We start from the raw sequence: 17,218 nt of genomic DNA, 5'->3' as shown, positions 1-17,218 counted from the left end.
CTCTTAGTCGGCTGCGGCCGAGCTTGTGTATTCGAATGCCCAGTTTCAAAAGCCATCTCGTTTCCTTCATCCTCCGGCATAGCCGGAAGAAGGCGTTTGCCAGCCCGGAAAATCTGCAGCGCTGGATCGCCTATGCACGCAAGACCGAGGACCACCATCCGCCGGCACTGCTGCGTGAGCGGCTCGATATCACCGAGCGCAGCGTCGATGGCTTCCCTGTCTACGAGATCGCGCCGAAGGCCGGCGAGCGCAGGCGCATCCTTTATTTGCATGGCGGCGCCTATGTCTTCCAGATCACCTCCTATCATTGGGGACTGATCGCCGAGATGGCGGAACGGCTGGGTTTCGGCATCACCGTGCCGATCTACCCGATAGCCCCCGAGCATGATTTTCACGCCATGTTCGGCATGGTCGGCGACGTTTACCGGCACATGCTCGACGAGACGGGCGCCGAAGATATCGTTTTCATGGGCGATTCCGCCGGCGGCAACATGGCCGTCGTGCTGACCATGATGGCAGCCGAAGAAGGCCTGCCCCTGCCCTCGCGCCACGTGCTGATCTCGCCCGGGCTCGACATGTCGCTCTCCAACCCCGAAGTGTTCGAGGCCGAGCGCTATGATCCCTGGCTCGGCATTTCGGGCGGAATGGAGGCCGTCCGACTCTACAGCGCCGGCTTTGATCGCAGCGACTGGCACATCAGCCCGCTCTACGGCGACCTCTCGGTTTTGCCGAAGACGCTGCTCCTGACCGGCTCGCGCGACCTGCTCAGCCCCGACAATTTGATCTTCGCCGAGAAGGCGCGTGCCGCCGGCGTCGAGGTCGAGGTCGTCTACGAGGAAGGCATGTTCCACGCCTGGCCGCTGATCGAGATGCCGGAAACGCGCCGCGCCAGGGACAGCATCGTCAGCTTCCTTGAAGGTGAGCCTACCAGGCGGCGCGCAACCGCGCGGCGCAGAGCGCGAACCGCCTTTGCGACGCGCCCTGCCGAAGCAGCGGAATAAATCAGAACTTCCCGGTCTCCCTGAACACTTCAAAGGTCGCGCGGATATGGTCGGCGACGGCCTTGACCGGCGCGCTGGCATCCGGCGACACCACCATTGCCAGATTGTAGGTGCCGATGTCGGGCATGCCGTCCTTCGGGCAGAGCTCGACCATGTCGTTGCCGAGGAACGACTTCGGCAGCGGCGCCACGGCAAGGTCGGACATGATGGCGGCGCGCTGGCCGGCCGTATGCGCGCTCATATAGGCGATGCGGTAGTTGCGGCCCTCACGGCTCAGCGCATCGAGCGCGCCGGCTCGCCAGGCGCAGCCCTCTTCCCATAGCGATACAGGCAAAGGCTCGCGTAGATGCGCGCTGCCGCCCTTTGCGCCAGCCCAGACAATCGGCTCGGTAAGCAGCACCTCGGCGCCAAGCGCGCTGGTCTTGTAGGAATTGGTCAACAGCGTGATGTCGAGCGCCCGGTCGTCCATCCGGCGGCGCAGATTGCTGCTCTGGTCGATGGTGACGTCGACGGCGATCGACGGATGCGATTGCGCGAAACGCTTCAGCACATGCGGCAGCACGCGCTCGCCATAATCATCCGGCGAGCCAAGCCGCACCACACCGACGATCTCGGGGATGATGAACTTCGACACCACCTCGCGGTTGATCGACAACAGCCGGCGGGCATAGCCGAGCAGCATTTCGCCATCGGTGGTCAGCGTCACCGAGCGCGCATCGCGCGCGAACACCGAGCGGCCGAGAATGTCCTCGAGCTTCTTGATCTGCATGGAGACCGCCGACGGCGTGCGGAACACCGCATTGGCCGCGGTGGTGAAGCTACCGGTCTCGGCAATGGCCACAAACGTGCGCAAAACGTCGAGATCGAGCAGCGGCAGGGGATGATTGAGTGGGGCGTTCATCGGGATCGACCTTCAATTTTTCTGATGTGAAGCATCATTCCATTTCGTTTGATTGAACATCAGAATGGGAGGATAGTCAACTCCATCGAAGGCAGGACGCGCCACGGCTCCAAACGCTCCTGACACGAAATTGCATTCGATGCGGAATATCCCGGCGACGAAACGCGTTCATGCGGGACGTGCCACAACCAAAGGAGAATGAAATGTCTATCCTGTCATCCATCGGTCGGCTTGCGACCGAGTTCAGCGCCGCCCGCGCCCGCTTCCAGACCGAACGTGCGATCCGCTCGCTGCCGATCGAACTGCAGAAGGACATCGGCTGGCCTGAAGCTGCCGACACCAAGACCGGTGCACGCCACGGCGTCGGATCCTGGGCTGGAGCAAAGTAAACCATTGTGTACCATGTGCTGAAGGCCTGCCGCGCACCAGCCCGGCAGGCCTTCTCTGTTTTACCCCCGCTTGCCTTCTCCAACTTATTTGCATTCAAATGAATTTCAGAGCCATGCTGCCCTTGCATGGCGCATATGAGCAAGCTGCATAGCAGCTAAAATATTGGCTTAACGCCTTGTAAATAATCATAAATCCTGGGCAACCTGCCCAAAAATGTCGCAATTGATGTCGCTTTTCATATCAAGCGCTTCGCATTTGCGATTTAGTTTCCGCTCACACAAGCCTATATCACCGTCAGCAAACGAGCTGCCCCACTCCATCAAGCGAAGGCGACCCGTCTGAGCAACCGATAGGAGATGACGATGAAGCTTTTTGCCCGCCTCTTTGCCCGCCGCGAAATGAACCTGACGACCGCCCTCGAGCGCCAGCGCCTTGCCAACACCATGCCCGGCCAGACCGGCGCCATGAATGCGGTGCGCCTCGGCTTCGTCGCCTGAGGTCACGACTACTGCGCAACGCTCCTGCCGCTGCCGAACGTCGATAACAGCGCCGCTTCGGTTTGACCGAGGCGGCGTTTTTCGTTCTGAAGCCGATGTTGCCGGATAGCGATGCTCAATCCGGCGGCAGCCCGTGCCCGTCGTCCCAGACCATTGCCCATTTGCGACCCATGTCGCAAATTTAGTTGCCGCTTAGCCGCCTAGCCGATTGACAGGAATGGTTTTTCCTGATGTCGCTATGCTGTTCGCGACATCCTGTTCGCGCCATGGCTGCGTGAGGTTCCCTTGAACGCCGTAAAGCATCCGATCAAGCGATCGTTTGTATTCTTCCTCGTCCCCGACTTCACCATGATCGCCTTTGCGACGGCGCTCGACCCGCTGCGCTCGGCCAACCGCATGCTAGGCTATGAGGCCTATTGCTGGCGTCTCGCCAGCATCGACGGCAAGCCGGTGCGCGCCTCCAACGGCGTAGAATGCGCGGTCAATACCTCGCTCGAGGAGGAGCGCAAGAAGATGGCCGGGCCGGATCGGCCGAACATGGCCATTGTCTGCAGCGGCATGAATGTCGAGCGCTACCAGAACAGGTCGGCCTTCGCCTGGCTGCGCGAAGAATATAACAGAGGGGTCGCCGTCGGCGGCCTGTGCACCGGCGCGCATATCCTTGCTGCCGCCGGTCTGCTCTCCAACAAGCGTTGCGCCATCCATTGGGAAAACCTGCCGGGCTTCTCCGAGGCCTTCCCGAAGGCCAATGTGTTTGCCGATCTCTTCGAGATCGACCAGAACATCTACACCTGCGCCGGCGGCACCGCCGCGCTCGACATGATGCTGAAGCTGATCGGCGACGATTTCGACGACAATCTGGTCAACCGGGTCTGCGAGCAGGTGCTGACCGACCGCGTGCGCAGCCCGACCGACCGCCAGCGCCTGCCGCTGCGCGCCCGCCTCGGCGTGCAGAACTCCAAGGTGCTGACCATCATCGAATTGATGGAAGGCAACCTGTCTGAACCACTGTCGCTGATCGAGATCGCCGACCATGTCGACCTCTCGCGCCGCCAGATCGAGCGCCTGTTCCGCACCGAGATGGGACGCTCCCCTGCCCGCTACTATCTCGAAATCCGCCTCGACCGCGCCCGGCATCTGCTGATCCAGTCGTCGATGCCGGTGGTCGAGGTGGCGGTCGCCTGCGGCTTCGTCTCGGCCTCGCATTTCTCCAAATGCTACCGCGAGCTCTACGCCCGCTCGCCGCAGCAGGAGCGCGTCGACCGCAAGCAATTGCTGGCGGCTTGACCCGAAACGCGAGTCGCAGATTTGTCATGACATTGTCTGGCAGACATGTTATCTCTCTATCGAGAGGTACACCATGACGACAAGAACCAATCGCTCCGAGAAACTGGACTTGCGACTTACTCCCGATGCAAAGCGGATCCTCGCGACGGCTGCTGCCGTCGAGCGGCGCTCGCTGAGCGACTTCGTTCTCGAAAGCGCGCTAGGGCGCGCCGAGGAAACACTTGCCGACAGGCGCAGCTTCGGCCTCGACGCGGACAAATGGGCGGCATTCATGGCGGCATTGGACGCCCCGACGCGTGAATTGCCGCGTCTCAAGCGCCTGCTGACCGAGCCGAGCGTCTTTTCCGATCACGATCCAGCGTGAACCCGTTTCGTATCGAGAAGCTGGCTCGCACCCATCTGGTGGATATGTTCGATTGTGGTGAGGAACCCCTCAATCGGTTTCTCGCCCGCTACGCATTTCAAAATCAGCAGGCAAACGCCTCGCAGACCTATGTTGGTCTCTCCGGTGAAGACGTGATCGGGTTTTATACGCTCGTCGTTGGCGAAGTTGCTTACGACGGTGCACCTGAGCGACTGACGAAAGGCCTTGCACGCTATCCGGTTCCGATAATGCTGCTGGGGCGCCTCGCAGTCAGTCTGAACTGGCAAGGTAAAGGCGTTGGTGGCGGGCTGTTGCGCGATGCTATTCTGCGCAGCTTACAGGCGGCCGACATTGCGGGTATCCGCGCAGTAACCGTGCATGCCAAGGATCATAGTGCCCGCGCCTTTTACGAGCGCTACGGGTTCATCCAATCCCCAACCGATCCGCTACACCTCTACGTGCTTGTTAAGGATCTCAAAAAACCTTGACGCGTCACGAGACAGCCATGTTCTGCGCCGTCCGCATCGCCTCGACACGGATATCTTCGGTCAGCCGCGCCTTCAGGTCTGAGAATTCCGGGCTGGTCTTCAGCGTGTAGTGGCGCGGATGCGGCAGGTCGATGGCGACGTCCGACTTGATGCGGCCGGGCCGTGCGCTCATCACGATCACCCGCGAGGCCATGAAGATCGCCTCCTCGATATCGTGGGTGACGAATAGCACCGTCTTCTTACGGCGCTCCCAGATGCCGAGCAAAAGCTCCTGCATCAGTCCGCGGGTCTGGTTGTCGAGCGCGCCGAAAGGCTCATCCAGCAACAGAATCTCGGGGTCGTTGGCCAGCGCCCTGGCGATCGCCGTACGCTGCTGCATGCCGCCGGACAGCTGCTTCGGCCAATGGTTTTCGAAGCCTTTGAGCCCGACGAGGTCGACGTAGGAGGCGACGATCCCGTCACGCTCCTTTTCCGCCATGCCGCGTTCGCGCAGGCCGAAGGCGATATTCTGCGCCACCGTCAGCCACGGAAACAGCGTGTAGGATTGGAAGACCATGCTGCGGTCCGGCCCCGGCCGGGTCACCGCCTTGCCGTCGAGCAGCACGCGGCCCGCGCTCGGCGCCTCGAGGCCGGCAACGATCCGGAGCAGCGTGGACTTGCCGCAGCCCGACGGCCCCAGAATGGTGATGAAGTCGTTGGCGGCGACCGCGAGGTCGACCGGCATCAACGCCTTGACCGGCTGCCCGCCGCGCACGCCGGCGAAGGTGCGCGAGACGCCTTCGATCAAAAGCTTGCTCATGCCAGACTCCAGGGGAAGAGCCAGCGGTTGAACGCCCTGAAGGCGAAGTCGGACAACAGCCCGATCAAGCCGATGACGATGATGCCGAAGATAATTTGCCCCGTCGCCAGCCGCGATTGGCTGTTGATGATCATGTAGCCGATGCCGGACGACGAACCGATCAGTTCGGCGACGATGACGTAGGTCCAGGCCCAGCCCAGCACCAGACGCAACGTCTCGGCGATCTCGGGCGCATTGGCCGGCATGATAACCCGTTTGACGATGCCGTTGTTGGTCGAGCCCAGAGTGTACGCCGCCTCGACCAGGTCGCGCCGCGTCGACCCGACCTTGACCGCGATGATCAGGATGATCTGGAACACCGAACCGACGAAGATGACCAGTAGTTTTTCCAGCTCGCCAATGCCCGCCCACAGGATCAGCAGCGGGATAAAGGCAGAGGCCGGCAGATAGCGGGCGAAGGAGACGAAGGGCTCCAGAAACGCTTCCACCGGCTTCCAGGCGCCCATGGCGATGCCGATCGGCACGGCGACGAGCGACGCCAACAGGAACCCGCCGAAGACGCGCCAGATGGTGATCAATATGTCGAGCCAGAACCGGTCCTCGACCAGCAGCCGCCAGCCGTCTTTGAGCATCGACAGCGGATCGGCGAGGAAGATGCGGTTGACATGGCCGCCAAGCGTGATCCACGCCCAGAAGGCGACGAACAGCACGAAGAAGGAAATGCCGAGCACGGTTCGAATGCCCGGCGACACCGGATGCAAGGGGCGCATCGTCAGATCGTCCGCATCTTCAAATGATCACCTTTGCAGGAGAAGCGGCGGCGCCAGACGCCGCCGCATGATGGTCAAAGGCGTCAGTTCGCCACCGCGCTGGTGTCGGCCAGCGTGGCAACATCAGGCGCTTCCTTGATCAGCCCCATCTGCAGGAGAAGCTCGCCGGCGGTCTTGGAGAAATCCTGGAACTCCTTGGTGAAGAACTGCTTGTTCTCCGCCTTGTTGGCCCATTTCAGGTACTTCGCCGAACCCTCGAACTCCTTGGCCGACTGTTTCACGTCGGCGCCCATGATCTCGTAGGATTTCTGCGGGTCGCTCTTGATCAGATCGAGCGCCTCGAAATAGCTGTCGGCGAGCGCCTTCGCGGCGTCGGGATTGGCGCTGAGGAATTCGGGCGTGCAGCCGACCGTGTCGAGCACCATCGGGTAGTCGAGCGTGGTCGCCAATATATGGCCCTGGTCGGACTTGTCGCGCACCGCCGAAATGAACGGCTCATAGGTCACCGCCGCATCGTTCTGACCGGCGAGGAAGGCTTGCGCCGCTGCATCCGGCTCCAGGTTGACGACGGTCACATCCTTGGTCGACAGGCCGTTCTTGTTCAGCACCCAGGCCAGCATGAAATAGGGCGACGTGCCCGGCGCCGAAGACGCGACATTCTTGCCCTTGAGGTCGGCGACGGTCTTGATGTCGTTGCGCACGACAATGCCGTCGGCGCCGTAGGATTTGTCGAGCTGGAAGATCTGCTTGGTGGTGACGCCGCTGGCGTTCCACACCAGCCATGTCTCGACTGTGGTGGCTGCGCATTGCAGGTCGCCGCTGGCGATGGCGAGCGGCCGGCTGGCCTGCGGCACCTTTTTCAAGGTCACATCGAGACCATGCTTCTCGAAGATGCCGGCCTGCTTGGCAAGCGTCAGCGGCGCAAAGCCGGTCCAGCCGCTGATGCCGATGGTCACCGATGTGGCGGCCTTGGCCGGTGCGGATAAGCCCGCGCCAAGCGCCAATGCAGCAGCAAAAACGATGGTCTTTCTCATGTCAGTTCCCCTTTTTTTCTGATGGGGAATTGTGTCACAGACGCCCATAGGCTTGTCAATGAAACTGATGGTGCACTGCGGCATGGACCAAAGCTCTAGCGCGCGTCGAACATCCAGCTGCGGTCGCGCCACATCTTTTCGCCGACCTGGCAGTCGGTGGGCCGGTCCTGCGCCAGCACCACCGGCGGATGCCCGGCCTCTTCCCTCGCCCATTGCGGTGAAGTGGGGCCGGCCAGCTCCAGCACCAGCTTGCGGCGAATGGCTTCGGGAAACTGCGTCCAGTCATTGACCGGGATCATGAAGGCGCCAGGCCCGCCGATGACGCAGTCGCTGTAGTAGCGGTCGAGATTGTTGACATCGTAGGCGCCACCAAATCCGCCGCCGCGCGTCATCAGCGGCAGGCCGTTGATGATTATGCCTTGCTTGACCACCGCGTCGCGGGCGATGTCGACGGGCGCGCCCTGGTTGTTGGGCCCGTCACCGGAAATGTCGATGACGCGCTTTGTCCCTAGGAAGCCGCTTTCGGCGAAGAGATCGCTGCCGAATTCCAGCGCACCGGAAATCGAGGTGCGCCGGGCGCTGGCCGGCGGATGGGCGGAAAGCTGCGCGGCCACCCGCTCGGCGTCGGCCCGGCTGGCGATCACCGTCCACGGCACGACGACCAGCTGCGTGGTCGCGCCCGCCCATTCGACATAGGTAACGGCGACCTTGCCATAAGCACCGTCGGCGATGGCCTGCAGCACATTGTCGTGCGTCAGCGCTGCGGCATAGCCATGGCGCTGGATTTCGAGTTCGTCCGGCGACATCGACAGCGACACGTCGACGGCCAGCACCAGCTCGACATCGACAGGCTCGGCGGCATGAGCCGACGGCGTCAGCCAGAGCCCCAGCGCCAGCGCGGCGCTGCCTGAAAGGAAATGTCCTGCACACGAAAAAGCAGACATGCCCCAAGGTAAGCGAGAATCATCTGCTGACAAAGGGAAAAGGCGTGCCGGTTCTGCGTCTAATCTCGGAACGGCAGCCGCGGTTCGGCCTTTTTTGTTGACGGGTCACCCACCTTTGCCGCGCCATTCCACGTCGTCGGCCCCGGCCTTTGCCGCATTCGGGCTCGGACGGGTCTTCTTTCTGCCGGTGCCACGCAACGCTCTCCAGTTCGGCCTGAATGACGGCGGGAGCCACACCAGGATGCCCGCCACGGCGGCCGGCAGGATCACTGCGAAACGCGACACAGAGAGCACGACACCGCAGAATCCGACGATACGCGCGGCTCGCCCCTCGCCGAAACGCCGCGCAAGCAAATGCCGTGCGATCATCCCGCCATCAAGGGGATAAGCCGGTAGAATGTTGAGAATGGCCAGGACGCCGTTCAACAAGGCGCCGATCCATAGCGCCCACGCCAGATAGGCGATCGGCATTGGTGGCGGCGCACTGAACAGGCTGTTCGCCTCGACAGGCGTCAAAGGCCTGACAATCAGAAAGTAGGACGCAGCGAAAAACCCCGCCAACAGGATGTTGGCCAAGGGGCCGGCAAACGCAATCCACGCCCAGCCATACGAAGACGTTGCGCCGCGCTTGAAGTAGGCAACCCCGCCAAACAGATAGAGCTCTATCCTGTCGGTTCCGATACCTTGCCGGCGAGCGGCCCATGCATGCGCCAGTTCGTGCAGGAATACCGATGCGAAGAACAGCGCGCCAAAGATCGACGTGTGGATCAGCGCGGTTTTGGGACGTGTCGACCATTCATGCAGAAAGGGCAGGACAATCGGAATGGCAAAGGTCCAGCTGACGCGAACGGGGATGTTCCCATTCAGGCTGAACACCAGCGCATCGTTCTTTCTGTCCCAGCCAAACTGCTGCAAGTGCTTCACTCCGCCTGCGCAACGGTAGGCGGAAATCACCTGCTTAAAAAGAGAAAAGCCCGGCAGAGCCGGGCTTCATTCATTTGCTTGCCACCACGCCAACGCCAGCCAGGCTGCCGAGGAGCTGGCGGTTAACTTCTCGGCTTCAGATTCTCCGGGTCGTAAAGCGGCTTGTAGCCGACGGCCGCGACCTCGACCGGGTAGGTCTCGCCGAAATATTCGATGGCGAACTTGCGGCCTTCCTGAGCATGGGCCCAGGGCAGATAGGCGAGGCCGATGTTCTTGCCGATGGTCGGGCCATAGGCCATCGACGTCGTGAAGGACCGGCGGCCGAGTTCGTCGACCAGCGTTTCGCCGGTCTTCGGGTCCATCACCGGCATGGTGCCGACGGGATAGCGGGCAACGCCCTTCTTATCGACGTTTTCCGTCATCACCAGCGTGCACAGGATCGCCGGCTGGTGCTCGCGGGCGCGGTATTCGACATGCTTGGCCTTGCCGCAGAAATCGTTCTCCTTGACCTTCGGTCGGGCAAGATCGGCCTCAAGCAGGTTGTACTCGGTCAGGAGGTCGGCGTTCTGCAGCCGCAGGCTCTTTTCCATGCGGCGCGTGTTGGCATAGGTCTCGACGCCGAACGGCATGACGCCCGTCGAGCGCAGCGCGTCCCAGACAGCGAGGCCGTCCTCGTAGCGCATGTGCAGTTCCCAGCCCTGCTCACCGACATAGGAGATGCGGAAGGCGGTCACATCCTTGCCGCCGATCCTGACTGGCTTGATCGCCGCGAACGGGAAATTCTCGAGCGACAAACCGTCCGGATTCTCGACAACCTTTTGCAGCGTCGCGCGGGCGTTCGGACCCCAGATGCCGATGGTGACGTATTTTTCGGTCACGTCGGTGATGGTGACATCAAAGCCTTTGTCCTGCGCGGTGCGCTGCATGTAACGGAAGTCGCGCGGGCCGGCGTCGGCGCCGTCGATCAGACGGCAGCGATCGGCCATGCGGATCACCGTAAAGTCGGCCCGCACCATGCCTTCCTCGTCGAGGAAGTGGGTGTAGATGCCCTTGCCGATATTGTTGTCGCCGCCGACCTTGGCCGCGCACAGCCATTCCAGCAGCGCGACATGGTCGGGTCCCTCGATGTCGTACATGGAGAAATGCGAGAGATTGACGATGCCGCAATCCTCGCTCATCGCCAGATGCTCGGCATTGGACACCCGCCAGAAATGGCGGTTGTCCCACTCGTTCTCACGCACGGGAACCCTGTTGCCATACTTCTCCAGCAGGTGCTCGTTGGCGGCATAGCCATGCGCGCGCTCCCAGCCGCCCAGCTCCATGAAGTAGCCGCCGAGCTCCTTCTCGCGCTCCCAGAAGGGCGAGCGCCTGATATTGCGGCCCTTGGAGAAGGGTTCGCGCGGATGCACCGCCGGGTTGTAGACCTTCATCGCCGTTTCGGTGCAGCGATCCCAGATAAACTGTTCCTTGGTCTGGTGCGGATAGAAGCGCGCATAGTCGATGGCGTGATGGTCGATTTCCGTGCGGCCGTCGGTCATCCAGTCGGCGATCAGCTTGCCCATGCCGGGGCCGTCCTTGACCCAGATGGCGACGGCGTACCAGAGACCCCTCACCTTTTGGCTTTCGCCCATGGACGGGCCGCCATCGGCGGTCACCTGCAAGAGGCCGTTGAAGGAATGGCTTTCATTGTAGCCGAGCTCGCCCAGGATCGGCGTCAACTCCATCGCGCGCTCCAGCGGCGCCAGGATCTGCTCCATGTCGAGGTCGCGCTGCGACGGCGACAGCCGCGCCTGGTCCTTTTCCAGCAGGTCGCGCGGGTGGCAGAGGCGCGGATTGGTCTCTTCGTAATAGCCCCATTCGATCTGCCCGCCTTCGGCGGTCTTGGGGTCGCCGGTGTCTCGCATATAGGCGGAGTTGCCCTGGTCGCGCAGCAGCGGCCAGCCGATCTCCTTGCCAGTGCCGGCAAACTCATTGTACGGGCCGAAAAAGGTCAGCGGATGGTCGATCGGCATGACCGGCAGATCCTCGCCGACCATTTCGGCGATCAATCGGCCCCATATGCCGGCGCAGACCACGACATAGTCGGCCATGATGGTGCCGCGGTCGGTGACGACGCCCTTGATGCGGCCGTCTTCGACGATGAAGGATTTGGCCGGCGTGTTGGCGAAGGATTTCAACTTGCCCGACGCTTCCGCCTGGTCGACCAGCTTGCCGGCGACGGTCTGCGAGCGCGGGATGACCAGGCCGGCATCCGGATCCCAGAGACCGCCCTGCACCATTGACTCTTCGATCAGCGGGAATTTTTCCTTGATCTCGGCCGGCTCGATCAGCCGGGCGCGGGTGCCGAAGGATTTGGCCGAGGCGATCTTGCGCTTGATCTCGTCCATGCGGCTGTCATCGCCGACGCGCGCCACTTCGAGGCCGCCGATACGGGCGTAGTGGCCCATCTTCTCGTAGAAATCGATGGAATAGAGCGTCGTCCAGCAGGACAGGAAATCATGGCTGGTCGTGTAGCAGAAATCCGAGGCGTGCGCGGTCGAACCGATATCGGTCGGGATGCCCGACTTGTCGATGCCGACAATGTCGGTCCAGCCGCGTTCGATCAGATGATGGGCGATCGATGCGCCGACAATACCACCCAGGCCGACGATGACGACCTTCGCCTTTTTCGGAAACTCTGCCATTGCCCGCGACTCCAAAGGAATAAAGCGGGCGCGTCCGCGCCCGTTCGAATGGCGCACAATATGCAGAGGACACGGATGGAGCTACCGCCTGTTTGCGACACGCCGCAGATGCGGCGCGACCAGCGCGCCGGAGTGTCGTCAGTGGCAATCTATCTCAGGCGAAGGCCCAGATGTCCTCGGCCTGGAAGCCGACCTGGTAGCCCGCAGTCTTCAGCTTGACCACGACCTGGCCGATTTCCGGGGCCTGCAGTGCGCCGACCTCGACCTTGATCATGCCTGGACGATAACGCTTGAGGTCGAGCTGTTCGAAGACGATCCAGTCGGCGCCTTCGCAATCGACCAGGAAGGCGTCGATATGCGTGATGCCGTTGCGGTCGAGCAGCGTCTGCAGCGTTTCCGACCGCACCTCGATATCCCTGAGGTGCGGCGCGAACTTGTTGAAGTTGGCGTCCTCCTCACCCCAGGCATTCTTGCCCGACATCAGATTGGTGTCGGTCACCGACGAGCAGCCGATGAACTCGATCGGCAACGTGCCGGCCTCGAGTGCTGCTGCATCGAAAGTGTGGACGGTGATCGTGCCCTTGGTCTTCGTCACCGCCACCGGCTCGATGATGAAGCGTTGCGTGTCGGGGTAATTGGCGCGCAGCCGCTTCTGATTGTAGGGGATCGGCTCGACCAGCATTGCCCGCGCCCGCGGGATGCGATGCAACCACGGTGTGACGTCATCGAAAAGCGCACCATCGCAGGCGCCGACATTGACCATCTGGAACGGTCGCTTGCCACCGCCGAAGCGCGCCTTCAGCGCCGCCTTGGCCAGAAACTTCGTGCCGCGCAGCGCCGGTCCGCGATCGAGCAGACCGGCGGGCAGACCGAGTGAGAGGGCAATGCGTGCCAGGCCGGATACAGAACTCAAGGCTTATCTCCTGGTATGACCTGCAAGGCGATGGGCCGCCTTCCATTCAGGCTTGCCGATGCCCACAGCGCCATGATCGGCCCCACCAGCAGCAGGAACGGCGGCAGAAGGTTGGGGAAGTAGATGCGGGTATCGTGGATCGGGAACACGGTGAACTTCGCCAGCACCCCGAGCACAAGTGCGGCAAGCAGGATGCCGGCGCGGCGCTCCAGCCGGAAACCGGCGCGGCTAAGCGCAAACCATCCTGCCAGCGCGAGCACGCAGACGCCGACCCAGCTGTTGATGCTGATGGCGCGAATGAAGGATGCCGCAAACGCCTTGAGATAGGCGACAACCGAGAACGGCGGCTCGAAGCCATCCATATTGTAGTGCTGCTCGATGCTGGAGAACCACAGATGTGGCCACCAGCCGGGATGGTGCGCCCAGTGCGAAATGGCGAAATAGGCGACGAAGGAAGCGGCAAAGCCGGCTAGCGCGCCCCGTGCTCGCTGCCGGAACACCACCAGCAGCACGGCGAAAATGGCAAGAAAAACAATGTTGTCCGGCCGCGCCATGAAGGCGAGGAAGAGCAATACGGCCGTTGCCGCTTCGCGGCCGCGCACATAGGCAAGCAGCCCGCCGAGGAACAGCGCGGAACACAACAGATCCGGCGTCGAGGCGCGTGCCGCGTCGCCGAAATCGGCCATGATCAGCACCGCGCCGACCACCGGCGCCAGCGCCAGCCCGCCGTCGGTTCGCAGCCAGAGCAGCGTGATCATCCCGAACAGCAGCACCGAGACCACCTGCAGCACCCGCATCGCCTCGACCGGCGACATCACCGCGCTCATTATCGACAGCATTTCGGCGTAGAGGAACTTGATCCGATACATGCCAAGCAGCGAGTGGAAGTCGGCGGCATTTTGCGCCATGTGGCTGCGGAAGCCGCCACCATCGTCGGTCAGCGTCTTGTAGTCGGCGGCCGACACGCCGGCCCGGACGGTGCTGTAGGCATAGTCATGCAGCGCCTGCACATCGGGATAGCTGCCCTCTTCGGCAATCGCCAGATAGGGCAGCATGTCCCAATTGGCGTCGGGCATCGTCCAGGCGGTGAATGCCGTCAGCAGGATGTAGAGCGAAAACGCGATCGCGCCGATCGGCGCCGCCCATCGTGCATAATTCCCCTCGCCCCACGCGAGAGCGGCCGCCGTCAGCCGGTCGAGTGTGTTTTGCGGGGCGGGAGACTTGCTCAGCATTGTCGGACTCGGGACTCGCTCAACGTACCTGGCTTTTGACGAAATCCTTCACGATCGACACGATGCCGCGCGACAACAGGCTGTCGAAGGCATCGACGAAACGGTCGACATGCTCGCGCTGGCAGATCAGCGGCGGCTCGAGACGGATGACGTTGCGGTTGTATTCGGTGAAGGCGACGAGCACGTCATAATCGCGCAACAAGAGCGCGCCGACAAAGCCCGACAGTGAGCCCTTCAGCTTGTCGTCGAGCACGCTGACGATAGGACGCAGCACCATCGGCAAGGTTTGCGAAAAATCGTGGAACTCGAGCCCGACCATGAAGCCTTTGCCGCGCACATCCTTGATGATCTTGGGATATTTCTCCTTAAGCGCCTGCAGCCGCTGCAGCAGGTAGTCGCCGGTCGAAGCGGCATTGTCGATCAGCCCCTCGTCATAGAGCACGTTGATGCCTTCGATCGCGGTGATACAGGCCTCGCCCATGCCTCCGAAGGTCGCCATGGCGTGGATCATCGCCGTCTTCGGCGTGCCATAGGCCTTCATATAGACCTCGCGCCGGGCGATCATCGCGCCGACCGCCGCCTTGCCGGCGCCGAGCGACTTGGCCAGCGCCGTCACATCGGGCACGACGCCGTAATGCTCGAAGGCATAGAAGCGGCCCGAACGGCCATAGCCGCACTGCACTTCGTCGGCCACCCACAGCACGCCATACTGGTCGCACAGCGCGCGCAGCTTCTGCCAGTATTCGGCAGGCGCCTGGATAATGCCGCCGCCACCCTGGATGGTTTCGAGCACGATGACGCCGACTTCCGGATCGGAGCGGAACAAGCGCTCGACCGCGTCGATATCGGCGAACGGAATACGCACCGTGTTCTCGGCCATCTTGAAATCGGCGCGGTAGAGCTGGCCGTCGGTGATGCCGAGCACGCCCTTGGTCTTGCCGTGGAAGGAATTCTCGGCATAGACGATTTTCGGCCGCTTCGGGCCGGCGGCGCGCTCGGCGAGCTTCACCGCCGCTTCCATGGCCTCCGAGCCGGACGAGCCCAAAAACACCATGTCGAGATCGCCGGGCGAGCATTTGGCGATGTTGTGCGCAAGCGCTGCTGCATATTGCGACATGAAGGCGATGGCGATTTCCTGGCGCTTCTCTTCCTGGAATTTGCGGCGAGCCTCCAGGATGCGCGGATGGTTGTGGCCGAAGGCCAGCGAACCGAAGCCGCCGAAGAAGTCGAGAATCTTGCGGCCATTCTGGTCGATGTAGAACATGCCTTCGGCGCGCTCGATCTTGATCTTGTGGAAGCCGAGCAGCTTCATGAAATGCAGCTGGCCCGGGTTGAGATGCGCCTTGAACAGATCGGTCATGCGCGCGACATCCATCGCCTTCGCCTGCTCGACGCTGATCAGATCGGGCTTGGCAATGGTGGCGGGCGACAGCGCCGGCGCGCTGACCATGGTGCGCGCGTTCGTCTGCTCAGGCTTGGCCATGACGGTCATCTCGGAGTTCTCCTGGTCGTCCCATCTTACTCGGCAGGGACATGATTGGCGGTGACGGAAAGGCCATCCTTCTTGGCGCGGTACTCGCTGTAGGCGGCGATCAGCATGTCCTCGTCGCGATATTGCGGCACCCAGCCGAGCTGGCGCTCGGCCTTGGATACGTCGAGCACGCACTCCTCATCCGCAATCAGATATTGTTCGGGATCCATGATCGGCATGTTGATGAGATCGAGCAGGTCGAGCGTGCGCTTGACCGCCCAGCCCGGCGTCGGGATCAGCAGCGATTTGGAGCCGGCGTGCTTGATCAGGTCGCCGAGCAGTTTCTTCACCGGCGGCGGATTGAGCGAGCCCAGATTATAGGCCTCGTTGGGCACGCCGGCCTTCCAGGCCGCGCGCGCGGCTTCCGCACAATCGAAAACAGAGATGAACTGATAGGGATTCTTGCCCGAGCCGATCATCGGCACCGGAAGGTTCCAGTCGATCAGCTTGAACAGTTTTTCCAAAATGCCGAGCCGGCCGGGACCGATGATCAGGCGCGGCCGAAACAGCGAGATCGACATGCCGCGCTTGCGCCATCCGGCGGCCAGCTCTTCGGTCTTCTGCTTCGACCAGCCATATTCGCCGAGCGGCGCGACCGGGTGTTCCTCGGTCATCGGCTGGGTGACCGTATGGCCGTAGATCATGTCGGTGGTGTAGTGGACGAGCTTGGGCGCGCCGGCTTTGTCCATCGCCTGCATGATGTGCTCGGTGCCGTGGAAATTCACCGGGAAGAAGAAGTCGTGGCGCTTGGCGCGCACCTGGATCGGCGACAGCATCTTGGCCGAGAGATTGTAGACCATGTCGTCGGCCTTCAATCCGACTTTGGTCACCGAGGTCGGATCGGTGACATCGCAGGTAACGAAGCGGACCGAACGATAATGCGGCAGGTCGCTCTTGACGATGTCGGCAACGACAACCTCTTCACCGTCGGCCACAAGCTTCGGGGCAAGATGACGGCCGACGAAGCCGTCACCGCCGAAAATTATATGTCTCATCGAACGATCTCGTTTGTCTGGATCTTGTCGGGGTCAATGGAAGCCGTCTGGTCGTCATGCCCGCGCCCGCTTTGCGCAATCAGAACCGTGCCGACGCAGATGAAGGCGATGCCGGCGATGCGCCAGGCGTTGAGGTCCTCGCGGAAGATGAAATAGGCGAAGATCGCGACCGCGACATAGGCAAGGCTGAGGAACGGATAGGCAAAGCTGAGCTCGACCTTGGACAGCACATAGAGGTGCGAAGCCATCGAGATGACGAAAGTGCACAGGCCGAGGAACACCCACGGGCTGAAGACGATTTGCAACAGCTTCAGAAGCGGGTTGGTGCCCTCGAACGAGATCGGGCCGAGCGACATCATGCCTTGTTTCAGCATCAGCTGCGCCGCGGCATTGGTCATGACTGTGAACAGAATGAAGACGATATATTTCATATTTTCCACCCGCCGCTTGCGACGGTCCTACTA

The 17,218-nt window shown here is 62.0% G+C and carries 18 protein-coding genes; 6 read left to right on the top strand and 12 right to left on the bottom strand.

All coding sequences use genetic code 11. From position 1 onward, the window contains the following. The first annotated feature begins 35 nt into the window (after positions 1-35). Complete coding sequence (locus AC1DYO_RS14570) at positions 36-1,001, top strand: alpha/beta hydrolase fold domain-containing protein (protein WP_477264268.1); 966 nt, start codon at positions 36-38, stop codon at positions 999-1,001. Between the two features lies 1 nt (position 1,002). On the opposite strand, the gene AC1DYO_RS14565 is transcribed toward AC1DYO_RS14570, so the two are convergent. Beyond that, entirely contained in the window at positions 1,003-1,902 is a 900-nt protein-coding gene (locus tag AC1DYO_RS14565; protein WP_181055955.1) for a LysR substrate-binding domain-containing protein, read from the bottom strand. A gap of 203 nt (positions 1,903-2,105) precedes the next feature. Between AC1DYO_RS14565 and AC1DYO_RS14560 the strand changes: the two genes are divergently transcribed. The 5 genes from AC1DYO_RS14560 to AC1DYO_RS14540 all read left to right on the top strand — a co-directional run bounded on the left by AC1DYO_RS14560 (position 2,106) and on the right by AC1DYO_RS14540 (position 4,928). Beyond that, positions 2,106-2,291 (top strand): hypothetical protein, encoded by a 186-nt coding sequence (locus AC1DYO_RS14560; protein ID WP_023700331.1) that lies wholly within the window; start codon positions 2,106-2,108, stop codon positions 2,289-2,291. A 363-nt stretch (positions 2,292-2,654) separates the two neighbouring features. Beyond that, positions 2,655-2,789 (top strand): hypothetical protein, encoded by a 135-nt coding sequence (locus tag AC1DYO_RS14555; protein WP_023681787.1) that lies wholly within the window; start codon positions 2,655-2,657, stop codon positions 2,787-2,789. Positions 2,790-3,137: 348 nt separating this feature from the next. Next, positions 3,138-4,076 carry a GlxA family transcriptional regulator gene (locus tag AC1DYO_RS14550; RefSeq protein ID WP_407941710.1) on the top strand — a complete coding sequence of 313 codons (939 nt, stop codon included), beginning with the start codon at positions 3,138-3,140 and terminating at the stop codon, positions 4,074-4,076. Positions 4,077-4,149: 73 nt separating this feature from the next. Further along, positions 4,150-4,440 (top strand): type II toxin-antitoxin system TacA family antitoxin, encoded by a 291-nt coding sequence (locus tag AC1DYO_RS14545; protein ID WP_181055953.1) that lies wholly within the window; start codon positions 4,150-4,152, stop codon positions 4,438-4,440. Next, positions 4,437-4,928, top strand: coding sequence for a GNAT family N-acetyltransferase (locus tag AC1DYO_RS14540; protein ID WP_477264265.1), 492 nt, complete (start codon positions 4,437-4,439; stop codon positions 4,926-4,928). Before AC1DYO_RS14545 ends, AC1DYO_RS14540 begins: the two co-directional genes overlap by 4 nt. Positions 4,929-4,932: 4 nt before the next feature. On the opposite strand, the gene AC1DYO_RS14535 is transcribed toward AC1DYO_RS14540, so the two are convergent. From AC1DYO_RS14535 to AC1DYO_RS14485, 11 genes are all read right to left on the bottom strand, one after another. Next, complete coding sequence (locus tag AC1DYO_RS14535) at positions 4,933-5,727, bottom strand: ABC transporter ATP-binding protein (protein WP_477264263.1); 795 nt, start codon at positions 5,725-5,727, stop codon at positions 4,933-4,935. After that, entirely contained in the window at positions 5,724-6,497 is a 774-nt protein-coding gene (locus AC1DYO_RS14530) for an ABC transporter permease (RefSeq protein WP_477264261.1), read from the bottom strand. Before AC1DYO_RS14530 ends, AC1DYO_RS14535 begins: the two co-directional genes overlap by 4 nt. Before the next feature lie 83 nt (positions 6,498-6,580). Beyond that, positions 6,581-7,531 (bottom strand): ABC transporter substrate-binding protein, encoded by a 951-nt coding sequence (locus AC1DYO_RS14525; RefSeq protein ID WP_477264259.1) that lies wholly within the window; start codon positions 7,529-7,531, stop codon positions 6,581-6,583. A 95-nt stretch (positions 7,532-7,626) separates the two neighbouring features. Then, positions 7,627-8,475: a DUF1194 domain-containing protein gene (locus tag AC1DYO_RS14520; RefSeq protein WP_477264257.1), complete on the bottom strand. Its 849-nt coding sequence runs from the start codon at positions 8,473-8,475 to the stop codon at positions 7,627-7,629. A 105-nt stretch (positions 8,476-8,580) separates the two neighbouring features. After that, a complete protein-coding gene (locus AC1DYO_RS14515) occupies positions 8,581-9,390 on the bottom strand; it encodes a M50 family metallopeptidase (RefSeq protein WP_477264255.1) in 810 nt (269 codons plus the stop codon). A 131-nt stretch (positions 9,391-9,521) separates the two neighbouring features. After that, a complete protein-coding gene (locus tag AC1DYO_RS14510) occupies positions 9,522-12,083 on the bottom strand; it encodes a GcvT family protein (RefSeq protein WP_477264253.1) in 2,562 nt (853 codons plus the stop codon). A 154-nt stretch (positions 12,084-12,237) separates the two neighbouring features. Next, positions 12,238-12,996: an FkbM family methyltransferase gene (locus tag AC1DYO_RS14505; protein WP_477264251.1), complete on the bottom strand. Its 759-nt coding sequence runs from the start codon at positions 12,994-12,996 to the stop codon at positions 12,238-12,240. After that, a complete protein-coding gene (locus AC1DYO_RS14500; protein ID WP_477264249.1) occupies positions 12,993-14,228 on the bottom strand; it encodes a hypothetical protein in 1,236 nt (411 codons plus the stop codon). The genes AC1DYO_RS14505 and AC1DYO_RS14500 overlap by 4 nt, the downstream gene beginning before the upstream one ends. A 19-nt stretch (positions 14,229-14,247) precedes the next feature. After that, entirely contained in the window at positions 14,248-15,678 is a 1,431-nt protein-coding gene (locus tag AC1DYO_RS14495) for an aspartate aminotransferase family protein (protein WP_477264796.1), read from the bottom strand. 68 nt (positions 15,679-15,746) lie between these two features. Beyond that, the gene (locus tag AC1DYO_RS14490) at positions 15,747-16,754 is read right to left on the bottom strand and encodes an NAD-dependent epimerase/dehydratase family protein (protein ID WP_477264247.1); all 1,008 of its coding nucleotides are present in this window, start codon (positions 16,752-16,754) and stop codon (positions 15,747-15,749) included. Next, on the bottom strand, positions 16,751-17,185 hold the full coding sequence (locus AC1DYO_RS14485) for an EamA family transporter (RefSeq protein WP_112565444.1): 435 nt from the start codon (positions 17,183-17,185) through the stop codon (positions 16,751-16,753). The genes AC1DYO_RS14490 and AC1DYO_RS14485 overlap by 4 nt, the downstream gene beginning before the upstream one ends. Positions 17,186-17,218: the final 33 nt, after the last annotated feature.

The organism is Mesorhizobium sp. P2_F5, assembly GCF_056403715.1.
This window is presented reverse-complemented; position numbering and strand designations above follow the sequence as displayed.

Coding starts and splice junctions, on each gene's coding strand:
- AC1DYO_RS14570 (WP_477264268.1), top strand. CDS start 36: ATGCCCAGTTTCAAAAGCCATCTCGTTTCCTTCATCCTCCGGCATAGC.
- AC1DYO_RS14565 (WP_181055955.1), bottom strand. CDS start 1,902: ATGAACGCCCCACTCAATCATCCCCTGCCGCTGCTCGATCTCGACGTT.
- AC1DYO_RS14560 (WP_023700331.1), top strand. CDS start 2,106: ATGTCTATCCTGTCATCCATCGGTCGGCTTGCGACCGAGTTCAGCGCC.
- AC1DYO_RS14555 (WP_023681787.1), top strand. CDS start 2,655: ATGAAGCTTTTTGCCCGCCTCTTTGCCCGCCGCGAAATGAACCTGACG.
- AC1DYO_RS14550 (WP_407941710.1), top strand. CDS start 3,138: ATGATCGCCTTTGCGACGGCGCTCGACCCGCTGCGCTCGGCCAACCGC.
- AC1DYO_RS14545 (WP_181055953.1), top strand. CDS start 4,150: ATGACGACAAGAACCAATCGCTCCGAGAAACTGGACTTGCGACTTACT.
- AC1DYO_RS14535 (WP_477264263.1), bottom strand. CDS start 5,727: ATGAGCAAGCTTTTGATCGAAGGCGTCTCGCGCACCTTCGCCGGCGTG.
- AC1DYO_RS14530 (WP_477264261.1), bottom strand. CDS start 6,497: ATGCGCCCCTTGCATCCGGTGTCGCCGGGCATTCGAACCGTGCTCGGC.
- AC1DYO_RS14525 (WP_477264259.1), bottom strand. CDS start 7,531: ATGAGAAAGACCATCGTTTTTGCTGCTGCATTGGCGCTTGGCGCGGGC.
- AC1DYO_RS14520 (WP_477264257.1), bottom strand. CDS start 8,475: ATGTCTGCTTTTTCGTGTGCAGGACATTTCCTTTCAGGCAGCGCCGCG.
- AC1DYO_RS14510 (WP_477264253.1), bottom strand. CDS start 12,083: ATGGCAGAGTTTCCGAAAAAGGCGAAGGTCGTCATCGTCGGCCTGGGT.
- AC1DYO_RS14500 (WP_477264249.1), bottom strand. CDS start 14,228: ATGCTGAGCAAGTCTCCCGCCCCGCAAAACACACTCGACCGGCTGACG.
- AC1DYO_RS14495 (WP_477264796.1), bottom strand. CDS start 15,678: ATGGTCAGCGCGCCGGCGCTGTCGCCCGCCACCATTGCCAAGCCCGAT.
- AC1DYO_RS14490 (WP_477264247.1), bottom strand. CDS start 16,754: ATGAGACATATAATTTTCGGCGGTGACGGCTTCGTCGGCCGTCATCTT.
- AC1DYO_RS14485 (WP_112565444.1), bottom strand. CDS start 17,185: ATGAAATATATCGTCTTCATTCTGTTCACAGTCATGACCAATGCCGCG.